Raw genomic sequence first — 20,652 nt, 5'->3', positions numbered from 1 at the left:
GATTCACGCCAAAAGCTTTACGCCTTAGCTTCTGGTTCATTTTCAGCAGAAGACTGCGCTTCAGACTCAGGTTCGGCACGCTTCGCCTTCGGTTTGGCCAACTTCTCCATCATTTTCCGTCCCGTTGGCGTTTGAGCGAGTCCACCTTGAGCCGTTTCACGATGCCTGCTTGGCATTGCGCTGCCTACCTCCAGCATGACGTCAATCACTTCGTCAGACGGAATAGCGCTGCGTACCCCGGCCAGTGCCATATCGGCAGCAGCCAGCGCGGTTACTGCACCGAGTCCGTTACGAACGATGCATGGGATTTCCACAAGGCCAGCAACCGGATCGCAGATGAGTCCCAATGTATTTTTTAACGCGAGTCCTACCGCATGAACCACCTGCTCTGGTGTTCCTCCGCGTAGTTCAACCATCGCACCCGCAGCCATGCCGATCGCAGAACCCACTTCCGCCTGACAGCCACCCTCGGCCCCGGAGATAAAGGAATTGTTGGCAATGACATACCCGATCGCTCCCGCGCAGAACAACCCATTAACCAAGTGTTCGTCCGTCCAACCAAATCGCTCCTGGGAGCTGATAAACACACCTGGAATAATGCCGCAGGATCCCGCTGTCGGTGTCGCCACGATCCGGCCCATGGAGGCGTTCACTTCCGATACACATAGGGCATACGCCATGGCTAATGCAGAAGCATCCCCAGAGCAAGTCTCGCCTTGGCGAATGTACTCAGCCATTTTTTTGCCGTCTCCGCCTGTCAAACCGCTGCGTGATGTCGTATCTTCTGTCAGCCCTTTGTGCACCGCTTCCTTCATCACCTGATAGTAATCCGACATCTGCCTCACAACATCCGCTTCTGGAGTATTGGTTTCCTGAACCTGCTCCTCAATCATTAACCGGGCAATGGTTTTGGACTCCGCTGTACAGATGGTATTCAGTTCATGTAGATGTTTAAATCGCATCCGGCTCCACTCCTCTCTTCAAATCGATGACGCGAATTTCAAGAACATGATCCAGAGATCGCAGACGATTCAACATCTCGGGGTTTGGCACACCATCCATCTCCATCGCAGTCAAGGCTTCGCCATCCCGGGCTTTCCGATCCACTTGCATATAACCGATATTCACACCTGACGAGCTGATTGTGGACGTCACTGAAGCAAGTACCCCGGCTTTGTCTGAATGACGCAGAACAAGCGTCGGAAACTCTCCGCTGATCTGTACCCGGAAATCATTCAATGCATGTACCGATACACTGCCACCACCAATGGATGCACCGATCAAAGAACATTCGCGCTCTCCATGCCACAATTCAATCTTGACCGTATTCGGATGGGGAGCCGGTAGGCCGCTTGTATAAAACTCTACTTCCATACCCGCTTCCTCTGCGTATTGCTCGGCATCTGGAATACGCGGATCATCGGTGACATAATCAAGCAAACCACCGATTAACGCAAGATCCGTGCCATGTCCCTGATACGTATCGGCAAAGGAGCCGTACAGAGTAAGCCGAGCGCGTTCCGGCGTGCATCCCAGCCATTGTCGAGCAATTCGTCCCAATCGTGCCGCTCCAGCTGTATGTGAACTTGATGGACCTGTCATTGACGGACCAATAATTGAAAAAACGTCTTTAAAACGCATCGTAAACCCTCCATTTATAATAGTCATTCCATCCAGACCTGAACCATAATGTTCCTTCATTACTGAATGTTGACATGAAAAAGGACAGGAGAAGGCCTTTAGCCCTCTCTCTGTCCTCGATACCTGAGAGTTTCATGATAAGAAGCACGTTAGATGCCTTCCCTGGATTTCACAGGTTACACACCTTGCCTACCTTGCCGCTTGATCATATACCCCTTGGGTGGCGCATTTCGCGCACTCTCCAGAGTTGCGTCCAACGATGGTACATTTACCTGAGAGATTAACCGCTGCGCCGGGTGCGCAGCAGCTTGCTCCTTCGGTGCCTGAATGCCAGCCATATCTCAGCCTGCCCAGGTCTCTCCCGCTCGTTTTCATTCGCTGTATGGTATCATTCTGATCTTGGATCAGAATGATAATTGAAGTTTTGACTACTTTCTCATTAAGATTAATCGACCGGAAGATCAGTGTCAACAAACTTAACGATTTATTTGTTAATGTTTGCTCTTTTCCATTTCCTCTGCATGATTACGTTATTCATTGTAAGCTTTTATCACATAAATGAGTTAATACGTTTAAACAGGAAAGCGCATACACTAATCCCGCTTAACAATCACTCCTTTGTGCACTATCTGTGGTTATTACACTGTATGTATGAGCCACAGTTCGGTTTGGGTTTTCAGGCACCCATTACCATTAATCGTTCAGCAATGAAGATACTCGATCGTCACCTTCGGCTTTGCTTAAGCTCAGTACTGCTCCCAATCCTGAGCATTAATTCGGGGCGTCAGTCGACCTCCGCTTCCTTTGTTCTGCTCTCCAATGCCCAACTTCGGAAGAAACATTAAAATCAACGCAGAACCCGCAAAGGAAACCGCATTGGCATAAATCGCAGCCGCTGGTGATAGATAAATCAGCATCACTCCTGCGACTGCCGGGCCGGTAATAAACGCTCCTGAGCTGATCAAGGCTTACAAGGAGTTAAAGCGTTTGCGCCCCTCAGCAGGCACCAGCCGGGTAATATACACCTGAGAAGAGGGAACGAATATGGAGGAAGACATACTGATCAGAAACATCACTGCGTACATCATCCATAAGCTGGACATCAGCGGCAGCGCCGCCACCAATAAAGCCCGTATCAGATCGGCACCAATCATCAGCTGTCGTTGATCATAGCGATCAATGATACTTCCAGACCAAAACTTGGTGCATACCGAGGTGATAGGCGAGATGATCCACAGACCCGCTACAGCCGCAGGGGAATGGGTCATGTTCAGCACCATGAGGTTAATCGCCACGATGTATATGAAATCTCCCAGATTCGATATGCCCACTCCATCCAGCAGCAATCCGGCATGTTTCCATCCACCTGGCTGGCTGTTTGTCACATCGTCCTTTTGACGATCGTCATTCACAGCTAGACCCCCTCCCCTTTGTTCCCTTTCATTATGCCTCAAAAATAAACCTAATAAATGTATTATTTGCCATTTAAACTTCATTCGCAGCAGCAAAATATTAAAATACAGCGTGGATCAGCACCATTCCAGATGTAAATCATAGAAAAAGGCTGCCTTTTCAAACACGGCAGCCTTCAATCTGTTCATTTATCATTTCGCACTTTGTATTTTCATCCCTACACAGAGGTGGAAGCCTGGCGCATCCAATCCTTCACCACGCTCACATGCTCTTGTTCCATGAACGTCGCTTTCCAGCCGCCCCGGTTCACCATTAGCCTAGCTCTAACCGTTAACAACGATCGTTTTCGCTGCCCCGACGTGGCGACCGTATCAACCGTGACTACATGAGGGCGGCGCATCAGCGCCGTAGATCGGGATATTGCCCGGTGGCGGAGCATCAGCTGTTTGCCACGAATACTAAGTCCTTCATCCTTAAAGCATCCATATCCCCATACAGCACATAGAGGCAGAAGGAGGAACAGTAATGCACCAATGGGACCAAGGAACACGGTTCCTGCCGTACCCAACACTGCTGCAACAAGCAGCTTCCAACGTAGGAAAAGCCAGCGAGCGCGAGCCGGAGGCCGTACAGCAGTTAGCTGCAATTCAAATTGTGGCACAATTCGACCCAATAGTTCGTTCACGTCACGCATCGGCAGCAACGGATGGAGCATCATTTTTTTCTCAGTCTCGGAAGTCAGAACATAAATCTCCACCTCGGCATAGCCAAATGGCTGACGCAACAGGCCCTCCTTGACCTCCACTGCCTGTACCTTACCAGGGGAAAATACATGCTTCTTCCGGTCCAGCAAACCAGAGACTATGGCAATATTCCCACCTTCCTGCTCCACGGTAAATCCGGCGTACTTAATCGTAAACAGCACAGCCGACAGAATCCAAGCCAACAGAAACATGACTGGAACTAGTCCAAGCCACCAGATCGCTGGCAGCTGCCCAGCCTGCTCGACCAGACTTTCATAGAAGTGATCCGGCAGCAGATCATCCGCGAATGAATAGACCCCTGCACCAAATACCACGACAAGCGGTAAATTCATCGTTGTAAGCGCTCCGGCAAACAGCCTGCCGGCCGAAAGGCGAAGCAATTGCTCACGCTGTACAGGCAGCTCGGATACAAATGGAGGTACCTCTCTCTTCTCTGGACCCTCTGGTGTCTCAACGTCAACTTGCTCCACACTGCCTTCAGGGAAGACAACTGCTTGGTCACTTCTAGCCGCTTCACTTCGCTTCTGGTACAACCACTGTTCAACCTGCTCGGCCTCTGCAATCGCCAGAGCGGGCAATAAACCATCGGCTTCTGCATTGCCACCTGGCGTCTCGATCTTAAGCTGTGCCAGCCGGAATATGCGCTGAATCAGGGGCTGTTGTGTCTGGATGGAATGAATGCGGCTGAAAAAAATTGATTTTTCCTCCCGAACAAATATGCCCCGGCGCAGCACAATCCGGTCTGCCTGAAGTGTATAGCTGAATTTACGCCATCTAAACCAGCCATACAGAATAAAAGGCAGCGTAACCAATACAACTGCTGCAGCATAATCGTACCAGGGAAACTCGCTCCAGTTCACGCCTTTGATAATGAGCAAAATAATGACCGGAATAACAGACTTCATTGCACTAATAAAAGGAAATAAGATATACAGCTTATGCAGTCGCTTCGGTTCATTCATCGCGATCTTCCACCTTTGCCAGATGTCCGATACTCCGTTTCAGCTTCTCCGCCTCATCCCGCTCCAGGCCGGCAATGTGGAGTGTAGCCGCAGCCGTAACGATGCTGACTTTGGCAAGCCCGTACTTCCGCAGCAGCGGGCCGCTCTCCAGCTCCACCTGCTGTACACGCGTCATCGGCACAATCGTATCCGTATGCCACAGCCAGCCTGAATGAATCTCCAGCTCATCTTCGGCAACCCGAAAACTGAAATGACGGTGACGCAATCCGGGAAGAACCCCGGCGTACCAGATCAGGGACAGAACAAAGAGACCCAAACTGATCCATCCCGGCCACAGTACCCAGTCCTGAACCCATGCTACGATCAGATAAATGATGGCAAGAAGAGTCAACAGCCCATTGACCATCAGGGCCGTCAGGGCTGTTGCCTTTTTAACTTTCGGGTGGAGACGCCGCAGTTCTCCGGTGTTATGTTCTGTATTATTCATTGCGTGACTCAACTCTCTCCTACAATAAAATTAAGACTGATTGGGCAGCTTCAGTTCTTTTGTCCAAGCTTGAAGTTTCTCCTTCGTCCAATCCTCATTCTCACCCATAACAGAGTAACGCAGCCCACTCTCATTCCATGATATGTTCCGGATACTCTTCATATACAAACCCTGTGTGTCCCGAACTGCAATCGACGACTCATCGGGCAGCAGCGTTTCGTCCACATTTTCTTCCGGCGACTTGAATACTGTCAGGCTTATTTCAACCTTATCGTTGCGCACATAATACATGGTCACTTCATCCCGGTTCAGCTCACCACCCGTATGGGACATCTCAATACGCGACAGCTTCATTCCTTCGCCCTTATACTGCAAAAAGGGTTGTCCCAATGCGCTTTCCGCTTCCTCCAGGGTCACTTCCGAGCTCTGGCTCAGATCATTCAGGTTCTTCACATCAACCCCCTTCGGAATGTTGATTACGAAGGTATCCTCAGCAAATTTGGGATCATATTGAATCGGATCGTAGACCATTTCTGATTTCCCATCACCATACTCGCTGATGACTTTAACAATCATCCACGTTTTGGGATCTACCCAATACTCCGAAGAAATGGATAATACACCTTCCTCCTTCGGCGTCAGTTTAATATGGATGACATCCTGTCCGTGAAGCTTTTCCTGTCCCTTCATATCCACATCATGGGAATCCCGCAATCGTTCCAGCTGATCGACCAACATCTGCTTCTGGGTTTGTTTAGGCTGTTCACCCATGTCGGATACGTCCATCGAATACGCTGTTCCCGTCTCTTTTTCGTAGATTGTAATCTCCGTTCCGTTATTGACTGCATAGCTTACCTTGCCATTCTCCTCTGTTTCCGTGCGCTTTCGTCCAGTTTGACCGTCTACCCATTCCTTGATATGCATCGTGTTAGTTAGCTTGTCATCTGTCCATACTTTCATCACACCCTCAGCATAATATGAGGCGGGTTCTGTTTCCGCAGATACAACCTTCTCGATCATCTCATCACCTGACATAGCGACCATGCCCTTCTCCGTACATCCTCCAAACAATGAGCCTGCCAGCAAGGCAGTAGCAATCATCATCCATCCTTTATTCATCATTCTAATCTTCCTCTCCTGTTTCGAATGTTCTATATTTCGGGCAATCGACATACTGCCAGTGTCCCATATCCCTCAGATGACCACATACGCATATCTCCTCCATGCCGTATGGCAATCCGTTTGGCTATACTTAATCCCAGACCCGAACTGCCTGCTCCCCCCTTCCCCTTCTGGTTCAGATGTTGAACATAGGGCTCGAATATGCGATCAAGCTGTTCCCCTGGAATAGCCTGCCCTTCGTTATGGACCAGAATCAAAGTAGATCCTATCCTATACTCATTCAACTCCAAACCCAGCGAAGGAATGATCCATTTCGGCAGCGGCTGATCTGAAGCGATTACCCCCAAACCCATTACACCATTCGTCCTCGTATAGCGTAGTGCATTGGTAATCAGATTATCTGTCAGGCGCATCAGTTGTTCGGGATGAACCCGGTACAGGTGGTCTGTGCGAACAACCGTCCTTACATCAACATGTTCACGCTCGGCGAGCCCCCCATACCTTCCCAGCAACATGTCGAAGAACTCTTCTCCTTCCACCTCAACCATGACCATCTCCGACTCACTAGAGCCCAGTGCCGTATACATCTCAAGTTCACTAATCATCTGTTTCATCCGCTTCACATTTCCAAACAGCACTTCCCGGTATTCCCGCCTTTCAAGGTGTTCCAGCTGCCGATCATCGCTAAGTACTTCCGCAGAGGCACTAATGGACATTAATGGTGTCTTCAGATCATGGGATAGCGAAGCGACCATAAGCTCTTTCTCTTTTTGCTCCTGCTTCACTTTGATCTGCGTCCGCCTGACTGTATCCTGCATCGCATCGAATTGCTGCATTAATATCCCCATTTCATCATAGCGAACCGGGAATGAATCCTTAACATCTGTTCCTTGAGCAAAAGCATCCATTCGCTCCATCAGTCGTTGCATGGGACGAAAGAGTTTTCTCGATAGCAGCCAGAGCACCGTCCCATAGAGAGCAGCAAAGAAAATCACCAAGCAGCCTACCACCCATGCGGTGCGCAAGGAAATGCCTTCCAGCCAGTCTGTACGCAGCATCGTTATCTCGTAAATACCGATCAACTCACCCTTTTCCCATACAGGCTTCTTGAGTGAAAAGGTCCGGTGCTTCAATTGCATATCGTACAGATCCCGATACAATTCCGCACCTCTAACGTTATAACCCCCCACACCCACAGACAGTGCGTCAGATTCAGATGCGTATACCCGTATGCCTGATGGCAAATAGAGGTTGAAGCTAACCTGATCATTTGCCAGTTTGGAGAGCTCTTCATGAGGTTGCGAGGATTGCAACTGGTACAGACTTGGATCAGATAATGCCTGCTCGATGGGAGCCATACGACTGGACAGTTCCACATATTCGGACACGGCTCGCTGATCGTTGTAATGGTTGTATAGCGAGAACAGCGTCCATCCAGTAACAACAGGCAGGAACATCACAATGAGAAAAGCGATCATCAACCAGTATTTCAACTTCATTCCACGGGCTCCCCGACAAATCGATAACCACTGCCCCATACCGTTTGCACCCAGCGTGGATGATGCGGTTCGTCTCCAAGCTTCGCTCGAAGACTCTTCACATGAACCGTGACCGTGCTGGAGTTTCCCGATTCCGGCTGACCCCAGACATGTTCATAGAGTTCAGCCTTGGTGAATGCACGACCTGGGTGAGAGGCAAGCAGTGTAAGCAAGCTCCATTCCTTGTTGGTCAGGATCACATTCGTTGCATGAAGGTGCACCTGCTGATTCAACGTATCGATTCGTAACCCGTCATTGTACGACTGCATACCCGAATCGAGCTTCTTACCCTGATATCTTCGGTACCTGTTCAGGTGGGATTCAATGCGTGCACTGAGTTCAGCCAGACTAAAAGGTTTGGTAATGTAATCGTCGGCCCCCAGGCCAAGACCCCTAATTTTGCTCTCTTCCTCGATCCGTGCACTCATCATGAGCAGCGGCACGTCACTGATCAGCCTGATATTTTTGCATACCGTGAACCCATCCATCTCCGGCAGCATCAGATCCAGCAGTACTAACTGATACGTCCCCTCCTTGAAGTCTTCCCAGCTCTCCATGCCAGTTGATGCCCAAGTCACTTCATATCCCTCATGCCGCAGATGATCTCGAAGAATACGGGCGATCTCAGGGTCATCCTCCACCAGCAGTATGTTCACGCTGTCTCTCATTGCTGTCCCGTCCTCCCATAGCTGTATTGTAGCGAAGAATATACATCTCTTCGCAGAGTTTATACTTTCTTTATAAATGGCTGCATACATCATCAAACGAATACAAACGAATACAAAAAGAGCCTCCTGATCTTCAGGACGCCCTTTCATTATTTCACATTATATACTAGCATTTATTTATCATACAGATGAACTCATCCAATAGGAAAGACCAACCTCATAGTTCGTAGAAAATACTCTCGTTCTGTAGATATGGTCTGCAAAATTTGCTACATATGAGGGGCATCCGCTCTTTCATCCAATCATGCCTCGCCTCGTTCTCCATCTGAAACGCGAAGTAGCCAAACGTAAAGATCAGCATGAATCCTTCCATTAACCGAATATCACGCTTCGCCAGTGGTCCTGTCTGCTCCGTATAACCCGATAGAAAGACATCCCGTTCCTCCCGATTAAAAATAAGAGCTGCACCTCCGGCGTCAAAGAGATAGTAGCCATAACCGTATAAACAAAAATCAATCATCGATATGCCCTGATCCGACACTAACAGATTGCCGCGAGTAATATCCCCGTGAATCACTCCCCATGTCTCGGCATTGTGGGGATACGTTTCGAGTTGCCCGTTAATGTTCTCAAACGTCTCGCGAATCAGATCGAAATCCTCAGGAGTAAAGATGCCACGTCTGACGCCTTCCTCCAATTGCTCCAGCATGACAAGATTCTCTTTGATTGATCCGTAGGCTGGTCGTACTCCCGTTTGCTGCAAGACAGGACTATGACTAGATGTCTCCGAGGTTATCGCCTTATCCGCTTGCTGTTCATGGTCATTCATCTTCTGTCCACTTTCAGAATTCTCTGGACCTGCCTGCGGCTTGAGCGCTTCCTTTGATCGCCGTCCATATTGATGCAGCGTCTGCAATTGCACGCCAAGATCATGAATTTGTTCTTTTGTCAGCCGCTCCCCCTGCTTAATATCCCTGCCCTCTATCCATTCCAGAACGGTACAACAGATCTCTTTTCCTGTTTCGTCCAACCAGAGGGTAACCCACTCTCCTGATGTATTGCGGACGGGTGTCTGTACACGCAATGGACCGGTAGCCTGCAATTCTTGAAGCAGATTCATCTCGGCTTCAAGGGCTGGCTGTGTATGCTGAATACCCGCCATGCTTGCAAAAGCCGCTTGATGTATACGCAGCAGGTACTTCTGCCGAGTTGCTTCATCAACGACTTGATACGTCAGATTCTCATTATGACGGATAAAAGAAACCACAGGCTTCTCCATGGAATAAAGCTTCATTATTTCGGCTGCCATGTTGTCATGGGACATTGTATGCGTAGTAATCATCCACATCTCCTTCGTTATATCACATTAGAGAAGCTTCACCTTCCATTTCTGAACGATGATGCATATCTCTGAAAACGCTATATTCACTCCGAATATCGTATCACGATCCTTTTTATTATGGCAAACAATCCCAAATCAATCCAAAGTGTACATCAAAAAAGCATAACCCCCGAACGACCTCGCCCAGGTGTTATGCTTCCGTCTATCTCTATAAATCTATCTCTATCTCATACTCCATCCCAGATAACAGTTAACCGAAACGTCCCATAATATATTCCTGAGTCAGGCGGTTGTCCGGGTTGGTGAAAATATGCTCCGTATCCCCGTGCTCAATCATGCTTCCCAGATAAAAATAAGCTGTATAATCCGAGATGCGTGCCGCCTGCTGCATATTATGGGTAACAATCACGATCCGCAGCTCCTTTTTGAGCTCCGAGATCAATTCCTCAACTTTACCCGAAGATACCGGGTCAAGAGCAGATGCCGGCTCATCAAGCAGCAGAATCTGCGGGTCGACAGACAGGGCGCGGGCGATGCACAGCCGCTGCTGCTGCCCACCCGAGAGAGATAGGGCAGACTCGTTCAGTCTGTCCTTCACTTCGTCCCAGAGCGCAGCGCGGCGCAAGCTTTTTTCCACAATTTCATCCAGTGCCTTCTTGCTCTTGATACCACGGTAGCGGGGGCCAAACGCGATATTGTTGTAGATGGACTTGTGAAAAGGGTTAGGCTTCTGCCACACCATGCCAATCTTCTGACGAAGCTTGATTACATCGGTTCCCGGCTCATTCAGATCGTTGCCATCCATCCAGATATGTCCCTCCGTGCGGGAGCCTGCGATCTCGTCGTTCATCCGGTTGAGCGACCGCAAGAACGTGGATTTACCACAACCAGACGGCCCGATGAGCGCGGTAACACTCGCTTCGGGAAAAGCCAGGCTAATCTGCTTCACAGCCTGAAAGTGTCCATAATATATGCTTAACTGTTCCGTACCAAAAGGTATGGCCATGTTGGTTCCTCCTTATTTCGATGCTGTCATACGGCGGTAAACCACCCGTCCGATCCAGCGTGCACTCAGATTAAACGCCAGCACGAGAATTACAAGCACGGCTGAAGCGCCAGCTGCTATCTCTTTGGAATCCGGACCAATGCCTTCACTGTTCACTTTCCAGATATGCACGGCGAGCGTCTCTGCCGGGCGCAGTGGATTGATCGGCGATCTTGGGCTGGTTGGATTCCAGTCCGTGAAGTCCAGCGGCGGGCTACTCATGCCTGCCGTAAACATCAGGGCTGCTGCCTCACCGAAGATTCGGCCCGATGCCAGAATCGTACCCGTAATCAGGCTGGGCAAAGCCACTGGCAGCAGAATGGAAGTGATAATTTTCCATTTGGACAATCCGAGTGCAAGACCCGCCTCCTTCTGCTCCTTCGGTACGGCCCGGAACGCTTGCTCCGTTGTCCGAACCATGAGTGGAAGATTAAATATGGCAAGCGCCATGGCACCCGATAACAGGGAGAAGCCGAGGCCAAATGTGTTAACGATCAGCAAAAGTCCGAACAAACCAATAACGATGGACGGGAAGGAAGATAACACTTCGACCACCAGACGAATAAAGCTTGTAATCCGTCCTGGTTTGGCATATTCCGCCATATAGATACCGCCGCCCCATCCAAGCGGAATCGTAATAATCAAGGTCAGAACAAGCAGGAAGATCGAGTTAAACAGCTGCGGGCCGATCCCGCCGCCGCCCTTGAGCAACTGTGGTGCACTGGTCAGGAAATGCCAGTTAATCTGACCAATTCCCCGTACCAGAATGAAGCCGAGCAAGCCGAGCAGAAGAACAACAATGAACAGGGCCAGCACAACGATAACGGAAGTTGCAATTTTATCTACCGTTTTAGCCTTCATTTTCATACCCGGTTCCTCCTTTCAAGCAGGCGAACCAGAATGACGAAGACAAAGGTCATGACCAGCAGGACAAGCGCCATACTCCACAGTGCATTGTTATGAACAGAACCCATCGTTGTGTTACCCATACTCAGGGTAATTACACTTGTTAACGTTGAAGCCGATTCGAGCAAGGATGTCGGTACATGCGGTGCATTCCCGATGACCATCTGTACAGCAAGGGCTTCGCCAAATGCGCGGGCCATTCCCAGTACAATCCCTGTCAGCAAAGCAGGCAGAACGGTCGGAATAATAACCCGATAGATCGTTTGCCAGCGAGTCGCACCCAGGGCGTAGGATGATTCACGCAGACCCTTTGGCAGTGCAGACAATGCATCCGCCATAATACTGGTTACGGTGGGCAGAATCATAACGGACAGAACCAGACATCCGGCTGCAATCCCGACGCCCGCTCCTCCAAAGATACTGCGCAGCAGTGGTACGATCACACTTAGACCGATAAAACCGTACACAACGGAAGGGATACCGGACAAGAGCTCAATCGCAGGCTGCAAGATTTTTTTACCTTTGCCTGGTACGATCTCCGTCATGAAGAGCGCGGCACACAGGCTAAGCGGACTTGCAATCAACGCTGCAAGAAATGTCGTTATGAAAGAACCTGTAATGAATGGCAGCGCTCCATAGGCAGCGGGTTCTCCCGTTGGATTCCACGTTTTGCCGGACAAAAACTCACGCAAACTTACGCCATCCTGGAAAAAGGTCGACAAGCCTTTGGAAGCTACAAAATAAACGATGGAAAACATGACAACGATCAGGAAAACGACACAAATCGACGTATAGATACGTCCCGTCCACTCTTCCCAGTAATGCTTTTCTCTCAAGGGCCGGCGCGATTTCAACTTGTTGTTCATTACCGTTCCCCTTTCGGTCTGTTCCATAACAACCATCCTTCTATAGTAGAATTCATGCAAAATATGGGAGAATTTCAGAGCAAACCGCGCAAAGAGGCAGGACCTGGGTCCGCCTCTCTCGCTGTATGCGCAAGTTCAAAGATTACTTCGTCACTGTGCCTGCTGCATCACGTTTTACTTTCATGCCGGAAACCGGGATGTAACCAAGCTCAGTCACGTCTTTTTGTTGAATCTCATCACTCAGGATGTAGTCGAGGAATGCTTTTGTTGCTGCATCAGGGTCACCCTTGGTGTACATGTGCTCGTAAGCCCACACCGGATAAGTTCCTGCTTCTACGTTCTCAACCGTCGCTTCAACGCCTTCGTATTTCAACACTTGCAGGCTGTCATCCAGGTAGGACAGAGCCAGGTAACCAATCGCGCCCGGTGTTTCAGCTACCAACTTCTTAACTGTACCGGAGGAATCTTCCTGAATCGAACCTTGGATATCTTCTACTTTCGTACCCAGTGCAAAGTTCTCAAATGTTGCACGCGTACCGGAACTGCTAGGACGGTTTACGATAACAATTGCTTGATCCTTGCCGCCAACATCTTTCCAGTTTGTAATTTTACCGGAGAAAATGTCGATTAGTTGTTGCTTCGTCAAATCTTGTACACCAGCATCTTTGTTGCTTACCGGAGCGATTGCTACTACAGCCACTTGGTGATCTTTCAGTTCGCTCACTTTTGCTGCGTCGTCGATTTTCTCTTCTGCAAATACATCAGAGTTACCGATTGTTGCTTGTCCGTCGGATACTTGTGTCAGACCCGTACCACTACCGCCGCCTTGCACTTGTACCGTTACGTTCTTATATTCATCAACTGCCATAAATTTTTGTCCAGCTTGCTCTACCAGAGGTTGCAGTGCTGTTGAACCAACAGCCAGGATATTTCCGCTGAGTTCAGTAGCTGTTTCGCCTGCACCATTGCTTGCGGCACCATCTGTACCCGCTTCATTTTTCGATCCGCATGCTGCGAGCACCAGTACGAACGTTAAGGTCATCAAAATAAACGGCAACTTTTTAAACATGTTTTGTTTTCCTCCCCCAAATTAGTGATGGCGTTTTGTGAATTTGTTTGATCACCATCAACTCTTTACTCATTGTAGTTTTGTTATGTCATCTCAAAATCATTGTTTTGTAAACGCAATGTTAAAAATGTTTACTAAGGATTGAAATGAATTTGAGAAAGCTGCGCTGAATTGGCCGCTCCGGGAACGGACGTTGTTTCAATCGCTGTTATCCCCGGATTTATATGATTTATTTTTCTCAAGGAATACATCCGGGGATAAAGGCGAACGCTTCGCTTTTACACAATCGTTCCGTTCCCTGCGCTGTGTCAGCGCTTGTGGTCTCAGGCATTTTAATCCTCAGCCTGGGGAAGGAACAAAAACAAGGCCAGCCCTATAAAAGGCTGGCCTTTGTGTACATGCTTAATGAGAAGCAGAATCTATTTATTCTAACGGAATACGCTGGGAACTTTATTAAAGTTACTCCACTTTTCTAGTGATCCACCTCTTTAACGATTAGGCAGATTTCATAGTGGTTACGGCTTTCGTTTCTGATGACTCGCTTGTATTACTCTGTGGTTGGTATACAGGTTTCTTTAACAATCCAATCATACAGGCTGTAACGATGGAACCAACTAAAATACAGACAATATACAGCAATGGATTACTTGCCGCAATCGGAATAACAAAGATTCCACCGTGAGGAGCCTGTAACGAAATACCTAGAGCCATACACATCCCTCCACCAATCGCTGCGCCTACTATATTGGATGGGATAACCCGCAATGGATCATTTGCGGCAAACGGAATCGCAGCTTCTGTAATAAACGATGCGCCCATAATATAGGCTGCTTTACCTGCATTACGTTCTTCAGTTGAAAATTTATTTTTGAATAACGTTGTGGCTAATGCAATACCCAGTGGAGGAACCATACCTCCAACCATCAAAGCAGCAGAAGGCTCAAAGATCTGATTGGCGAACATCGCCAGTCCAAATGCAGACGCTGTTTTGTTAATCGGCCCTCCCATATCAGATGCCATCATTCCTGCAAGAAGTGCTCCTAATAAAATAGCATTCGAACCTGTTAAGCCATTTAGCCAACCTTGTAACGACTCATTGATCCAAGCCATCGGACTGTTGATGACAAAGTACATAATCAAGGCGGTTATAAATGAACCTACTAATGGCAAGATCAGCACAGGTGACAGGCTTTGCAGTGAGTCGGGGATGCCTTTGACTAATTTTTTCAGAGTTAGGATCGTATAACCGGCGATAAATCCAGCTAGCATACCTCCCAAAAATCCTGAACCTCCAATAGTTGCCAGCATCCCACCAATCATACCAGGTGCTAAACCTGGACGGTCAGCAATACTATACGCAATATACCCTGCTAATACAGGAACCATCAATGCAAAAGCAGCACTCCCCCCTGCTGTACTTAAAAAAGCGGCGAAAGCATTATAGTCCGGGCTAGTTGGATCAGCCGCATGAATACCAAACATAAAAGAAAGCGCAATCAATATACCGCCTGCGACTACAAAAGGAATCATAAATGATACACCATTCATAATATGGCTGTATATTTTAGGCTGCTTTAACCGTGTTTTTTCTTTTGCTTCTTTAAGATTACTGTTAACTTGATTCATAACGACACCTTTTCCAGCAATGGCATCTTCAATTAACGCTTGTGCATGATGAACTCCATTTTTGACAGATGTTTTGATCACTGGACGATTGCCAAAAACATCCATATCGACTTTGACATCTGCCGCTACAATAATCCCATCAGCTTCAGCAATATCTTCAGGAGTCAATGGATTTCCAACACCTGTTGATCCATTGGTTTGCACTTTAATGTGTACACCGAGTTCCTCGGCCGCATTTTTCAATGCTTCCGCTGCCATAAACGTATGGGCGATTCCTGTAGGACAGCCTGTAACTCCAACCACTTTTTTGCCAGCATACTTTTTAGGACGATGAAGCGCCTGCGCATCTTGCTCTTCTGCCTGTTCAAATAAGCGAACAATCTCTTCTTGATCTCGAGCAAGGATAAGCTTCGCTCTAAATAGTTCATCCATCAAAAAAGTCGAAATTTTGGATAATGTCTGCAAATGCTCTGATGAAGAGTTTTGATCGACTGCAATCATAAAAAATAAATTACATGATTCGATACTATATTGAATACCGCTTAATGATCTGCCCATAATAATCGCAGGGGACTGTACTCCAGTAGACTTGGCATGCGGAATGGCTATTCCGAACCCCACTTCTGTAGGAACTTGTTCTTCACGTGCCCAGATATCCTTTTTAAATTGCTCGATATCGCTTAAATAGCCGTTATCGTTTAACTTTTGCGACAATTCATCTATTAATTCGGCTTTGGTCGTCGCGTTGACATCTAATATGATATTTTCTGGTTTTAAGACATTAGAAATCTTCATGATGGATCTCTCCTCTTAAATTTCTCCCAGTTTATAAAGGGATGCTTTTCCTGTAGAACCGAACAGATCCATTTTTTTCTTCACCAGTTCTGTTGCTGCTTTGGTCGCCTCGGGCATCAGTTGATCCGGTTCATATGCATTTGGATTCGCATCGAGTGTCGCTCTTAATTGGTTATAGAATGCTCGCTTCATATCGGTTGATAAATTGATCTTCGCTATCCCATGCTTCACTGCTTCACTAATCTCTTCATCAGGATTATCTGATCCACCATGTAGCACTAACGGAATGTTTACTTTTTCATGAATTTGTTTCAAACGATCGATTTTGATCGAATGATCTTTGGATTGAGGATAAATCCCATGTGAAGTGCCTACAGCGACAGCAAGTGTATCGATACCTGTTTGTTCTACAAAAATCGCCGCTTCGTCTGGATTCGTATACAAAATCTCGTCGGCTCCACCTTCCGAGCTGCCTTCATTACTTCCGATCGTACCTAGTTCACCTTCTACTGATACATCGACCAGATGAGCTAGTTCAACCGCTTCTTTGGTTGCCGCAATATTTTCCTCAAAAGGTAAATGAGATGCATCCATCATAACTGACGTATACCCATTGCGAATCGAACGCGTTATATCTTTAATCGTCGCTCCATGATCCAGATGAATAACAAACGGCACTTTAGACTTGGAGGCGGCTTCTCGCACATAAGCTACAAACCCGTCAGTGACTAAATCAATTTCATTCGGGTGGATCTGCATAATTGCAGGTGAATTTTGCTCTTCCGCGGCTGTAATCACCACTTTAACAAACTCGCTATTGGCTACATTAAATGATCCGACTGCAAATTTATTTTCATACGCCACTTTAAGTAAATCTTTCATATTGATTAACATTTAAATTCCTCCTGAGTTTATTTGGAAGACCAGACTTCCAAAAATTCATCGTAATTAGTGATATGGAGCAGTCTTTCTGTCATATTGGTCTGCCTAAACACATCGTAAATTTCTTCGAAAAATTTGGTGTTATTCACCTTCTGATTTTTCGGTGGAATAAACAGAAAAATGATCTGCGCCATCTGATCGCCCCACATTATTTTTTGCTTATTAATTGCCACCAGTACACGTAGTTTCTTGTTATCCCCACACTCAAATGGATGGGGCATCGCGACCAAATTTCCCATATTGGTACTCGACATTTTTTCTCTTTCCACAATACTTGTATATAAATGTTGAATATCGCCTAGCTCTGTAAGTTTTTTTAACAAATCAATTGGATTATCTTCATCCAGGAAAAAAATATCATTTGGTGATAAATAGTATTTGAGTAGTCCACGATTTAACTGAATCGAAATATTTTTCATATCATCACTGGTAATCATTTCACTTACCAGAATGACATTTTGTACATTCACCTGCTTCTCTACAATTTCGCTCGTTGCAATAATCGTTTCGATTCCTTCGGGAAGAAGATGTATTTCATGATTAGCTAGTAAACTATCGATTTTAATATTCGGAAAATAAAGATTGATCTTACGCTCCAACAGCTTGCCGACTAATAGATTTTTGCCATAAATAATTGCAATTCGTTTTCTGTTATCTTGAGAGTTCTCAATAATGCCCATAATGTGTAACGTCAAGTAACCGATTTCATTTTCGGGTATTTTGATATTTAAGCAAAATTGCAATTCTTTTGCCAACACAACTGCGACATTATAAGCATTGGTATATTCTGATTTTATTTGGGCAATAAAAGGATTTTCGACAGGGAAATAATACTTTAATGGGTATAATGATTTGGTAATATGAGCTAATAATCGATCAAGTAACTCTTGGTTTTTGTGGCTGATAAATCCGTATTGCTCTCCAACTTTTTGGATCACTGATAAGATTTTTTGTTCCATTTCATTAACGTGTTCATACCCAATTTCTTCATTTTTTTTAGGTAAGATCTGCAATGCGATAAGCAGGTAACCTAAATACTGATACTCATATTCATCAAAAGGAACATCCAATTCTTGAGCCAGACGGATCAGAATAGATTGGGCTATTTTTAATTCTTCAAAGCTTGTATGATCCAGCCTCATATCTTGTTCAGTTATTTTTCGTGCAAGACTTACCCGTCTAAGACTGATCAAAACATTCACACAGATCGAGAATAACTCTTGAAAACTTAGCAATAAATTATACTTGGCAACCTCTTCTTCAATACAAGCGCAGATAAAATGAATCGAAGATTCGCTGAACCAATCGCCAAAATAGTATTGCAGTGCTTCGTCTATCGGCATGTGTTTGAGACAACCGGTAGTGACTAGTTTTTTGAGCAAAATCCGTTTCTCGACTTCGCTTCCTTTAAGCCTTATACCTTGGAAAATAATCGCTTCAATTTCGATGTTCTGCTTTTCCGCTTGAATGGTTTGTACTAATTTTTGCACGTCTTTACGGATCGTTTGAGTCGAAAAATAAAGTGTTCTAGCAAGATCTTCATACGTAATAAAATCAGTCTGCGATAACAGAGCTTTGATAATGTGAAACGCTCTTTCTTCGTCATCATCTTCATTTTTATGCAGGCTGGATAAATCCCCGACTAACTTGTATCCTTTGCGAGTATTGCCAGTAATCATTGCTTTATCTAAATAATTTTCATTTATTTCTTTGATGTCATTGCGAATCGTTCTAGTCGTTACATTAAATAAATTAGCTAATTCGCTTCCACTCACAAAATCATGCTCAGATTGTTTTAAATGCTCCAATAGCTTAATGTAACGTTTTCTCATTTGGCTTTCCTCCTCACATTCATACTAATGCAAGCGCTTTATATCCACCAAGCCTATACTCTTTCCTAATAGTTAGGAAGTGATCGTGTATTTGTTTAATGATGCCCACTTTTTAGAAACTAAGTTAGTACGCTATTTAGGAATCTTATGGGAATGAAAATAAACGCAAAAAAACCAACCTTTATAAAGGTTGGCTTTTTTATATGGTACCACTACACCAATAACAATCAGTACGATCCCTGCAACACCACCAGGTTTACTAACCCAATATCCATAGCCACAGCGCCAATCCAGCCAATGTGATTAATAGTGTGGGGATTGTCAAGATCATCCCTGCCTTGAAATAATATCCCCATGTAATCTTCACCCCTTTGCGGGCTAACACATGCAACCACAGTAATGTGGCAAGTGACCCGATCGGGGTCATTTTCGGACCCAAGTCAGAACCAATCACATTGGCATAGATCAGTGCCTCACGCACAATGCCTTCGGTATGTGCACCCTGGATCGCCAATGCGTTAATTAACACGGTGGGCAGATTGTTCATTAAGGAAGACAATACTGCTGCAATCATACCCATCCCTATGGAAGCAGCCAACAGACCATGATCTGCTATGGCATCAAGCCAGCGGCTGAGGTAATCGGTTAACCCGGCATTGCGTAGTCCATATACAACGATGTACATGCCTACCGAGAACACCACAATCGACCACGGAGCTTCTTTGATTACACGTTTCATGTCAACGACTTCGCTCTTTCTGGCTAATATAGCGAACAAAAGGGCGACTGTGCCAACGATAACCGAAACCGGAATCGGCAAGAATTCACTGGAAGCATAGGCTATTAACAGCAGCACCAGCATGAACCATGCGATGCGGAACATCCGCGGATCACGAATGGCTTCCTGCGGTTCACGCGCAGCGGAGACATCGTAACGAAGCGGGATGCTTTTGCGATAAAACAAAAACAGCATGCCTGTACTTGCCACGATGGAAAATAGATTGGGTACGATCATCCGCACCGCATATTCCACAAAGGTTATACCGAAATAATCAGCAGATACGATATTGACCAGATTGCTGACCACCAGCGGCAACGAGGTTGTATCTGCAATAAATCCACTAGCCATAACAAAGGCAAGTACCATGCGCTCATCGAATTTCAATGCACGTACCATGGCCAGCACAATCGGGGTCAGAATAAGCGCTGCACCATCATTGGCGAAGAGAGCGGACACCGCTGCCCCCAGCAAAATGGAATAGATAAACAATCTGCGTCCATTCCCTCCTGCCAATCTAGCCATATGAAGAGCAGCCCATTCGAAGAAACCTGTCTCATCGAGTATTAATGAAATCATGATAATGCCGACAAAGGCCAGCGTAGCATTCCATACAATAGATGCCACATCAGATGTATCGTTCAGACTGACCACACCGCATATTAACGCTAGCAAAGCCCCGCCCATGGCAGACCAGCCGATTCCCAATCCACGTGGTTGCCAGATGACCAGTGTGATGGTCAGTACAAAAATAAGTATTGCTATATATGCCATTGGAGCCTCCTACATCTATATCGAAATCAATCTAATCCCTGATTGCGACAATCTTTGCGAAATCAACCGGACGATATATTTA

The 20,652-nt window shown here is 46.5% G+C and carries 18 protein-coding genes and 2 riboswitches; all 18 genes read right to left on the bottom strand.

What is annotated here, in order from left to right:
• Window positions 1–17: 17 nt before the first annotated feature.
• Window positions 18–962, bottom strand: a complete 945-nt coding sequence (sdaAA, locus tag PPA03S_RS10700; RefSeq protein WP_062322584.1) for an L-serine ammonia-lyase, iron-sulfur-dependent, subunit alpha — start codon at window positions 960–962, stop codon at window positions 18–20.
• On the bottom strand, window positions 952–1,641 hold the full coding sequence (sdaAB, locus tag PPA03S_RS10695; RefSeq protein WP_062322582.1) for an L-serine ammonia-lyase, iron-sulfur-dependent subunit beta: 690 nt from the start codon (window positions 1,639–1,641) through the stop codon (window positions 952–954). Before sdaAB ends, sdaAA begins: the two co-directional genes overlap by 11 nt.
• A gap of 108 nt (window positions 1,642–1,749) precedes the next feature.
• Window positions 1,750–1,888: riboswitch (glycine riboswitch) on the bottom strand.
• 4 nt (window positions 1,889–1,892) lie between these two features.
• A riboswitch (glycine riboswitch) is annotated at window positions 1,893–2,015 on the bottom strand.
• 372 nt (window positions 2,016–2,387) lie between these two features.
• Window positions 2,388–2,606, bottom strand: coding sequence for an MFS transporter (locus tag PPA03S_RS32790; protein WP_167666011.1), 219 nt, complete (start codon window positions 2,604–2,606; stop codon window positions 2,388–2,390).
• A gap of 3 nt (window positions 2,607–2,609) precedes the next feature.
• Complete coding sequence (locus tag PPA03S_RS10690; protein ID WP_062322580.1) at window positions 2,610–3,053, bottom strand: MFS transporter; 444 nt, start codon at window positions 3,051–3,053, stop codon at window positions 2,610–2,612.
• A 218-nt stretch (window positions 3,054–3,271) separates the two neighbouring features.
• A complete protein-coding gene (locus PPA03S_RS10685; RefSeq protein ID WP_062322578.1) occupies window positions 3,272–4,780 on the bottom strand; it encodes a PH domain-containing protein in 1,509 nt (502 codons plus the stop codon).
• Complete coding sequence (locus PPA03S_RS10680; protein WP_062322576.1) at window positions 4,773–5,267, bottom strand: PH domain-containing protein; 495 nt, start codon at window positions 5,265–5,267, stop codon at window positions 4,773–4,775. The genes PPA03S_RS10685 and PPA03S_RS10680 overlap by 8 nt, the downstream gene beginning before the upstream one ends.
• 30 nt (window positions 5,268–5,297) lie before the next feature.
• Window positions 5,298–6,389, bottom strand: a complete 1,092-nt coding sequence (locus tag PPA03S_RS10675; protein WP_062322574.1) for a LolA family protein — start codon at window positions 6,387–6,389, stop codon at window positions 5,298–5,300.
• 29 nt (window positions 6,390–6,418) lie between these two features.
• Window positions 6,419–7,888, bottom strand: coding sequence for a HAMP domain-containing sensor histidine kinase (locus PPA03S_RS10670; RefSeq protein WP_062322572.1), 1,470 nt, complete (start codon window positions 7,886–7,888; stop codon window positions 6,419–6,421).
• The gene (locus PPA03S_RS10665; RefSeq protein WP_062322570.1) at window positions 7,885–8,595 is read right to left on the bottom strand and encodes a response regulator transcription factor; all 711 of its coding nucleotides are present in this window, start codon (window positions 8,593–8,595) and stop codon (window positions 7,885–7,887) included. The genes PPA03S_RS10670 and PPA03S_RS10665 overlap by 4 nt, the downstream gene beginning before the upstream one ends.
• A gap of 217 nt (window positions 8,596–8,812) precedes the next feature.
• Window positions 8,813–9,937: a phosphotransferase enzyme family protein gene (locus PPA03S_RS10660; protein WP_062322568.1), complete on the bottom strand. Its 1,125-nt coding sequence runs from the start codon at window positions 9,935–9,937 to the stop codon at window positions 8,813–8,815.
• Window positions 9,938–10,187: 250 nt separating this feature from the next.
• Window positions 10,188–10,943 carry a phosphate ABC transporter ATP-binding protein PstB gene (gene pstB / locus PPA03S_RS10655; protein WP_062322566.1) on the bottom strand — a complete coding sequence of 252 codons (756 nt, stop codon included), beginning with the start codon at window positions 10,941–10,943 and terminating at the stop codon, window positions 10,188–10,190.
• 12 nt (window positions 10,944–10,955) lie between these two features.
• Complete coding sequence (pstA, locus tag PPA03S_RS10650) at window positions 10,956–11,843, bottom strand: phosphate ABC transporter permease PstA (RefSeq protein ID WP_062322790.1); 888 nt, start codon at window positions 11,841–11,843, stop codon at window positions 10,956–10,958.
• 2 nt (window positions 11,844–11,845) lie between these two features.
• On the bottom strand, window positions 11,846–12,781 hold the full coding sequence (gene pstC, locus PPA03S_RS10645) for a phosphate ABC transporter permease subunit PstC (RefSeq protein WP_062322564.1): 936 nt from the start codon (window positions 12,779–12,781) through the stop codon (window positions 11,846–11,848).
• Between the two features lie 115 nt (window positions 12,782–12,896).
• The gene (locus PPA03S_RS10640; protein ID WP_062322562.1) at window positions 12,897–13,823 is read right to left on the bottom strand and encodes a phosphate ABC transporter substrate-binding protein; all 927 of its coding nucleotides are present in this window, start codon (window positions 13,821–13,823) and stop codon (window positions 12,897–12,899) included.
• Between the two features lie 495 nt (window positions 13,824–14,318).
• Window positions 14,319–16,244, bottom strand: coding sequence for a PTS fructose transporter subunit IIABC (locus PPA03S_RS10630; RefSeq protein ID WP_062322558.1), 1,926 nt, complete (start codon window positions 16,242–16,244; stop codon window positions 14,319–14,321).
• 15 nt (window positions 16,245–16,259) lie between these two features.
• Window positions 16,260–17,138: a ketose-bisphosphate aldolase gene (locus PPA03S_RS10625; protein ID WP_062322556.1), complete on the bottom strand. Its 879-nt coding sequence runs from the start codon at window positions 17,136–17,138 to the stop codon at window positions 16,260–16,262.
• A gap of 17 nt (window positions 17,139–17,155) precedes the next feature.
• Window positions 17,156–19,018, bottom strand: coding sequence for a BglG family transcription antiterminator (locus tag PPA03S_RS10620; RefSeq protein WP_062322554.1), 1,863 nt, complete (start codon window positions 19,016–19,018; stop codon window positions 17,156–17,158).
• A gap of 259 nt (window positions 19,019–19,277) precedes the next feature.
• Complete coding sequence (locus PPA03S_RS10615; protein ID WP_062322552.1) at window positions 19,278–20,570, bottom strand: arsenic transporter; 1,293 nt, start codon at window positions 20,568–20,570, stop codon at window positions 19,278–19,280.
• Between the last annotated feature and the right edge of the window lie 82 nt (window positions 20,571–20,652).

Origin of the sequence: Paenibacillus pabuli NBRC 13638, from assembly GCF_001514495.1 — a bacterium.
GTDB classification, from domain to species: Bacteria; Bacillota; Bacilli; order Paenibacillales; family Paenibacillaceae; genus Paenibacillus; species Paenibacillus pabuli.
Note: the sequence above shows the minus strand (reverse complement) of the source record. Positions and strands in the feature narration are given on the sequence as shown.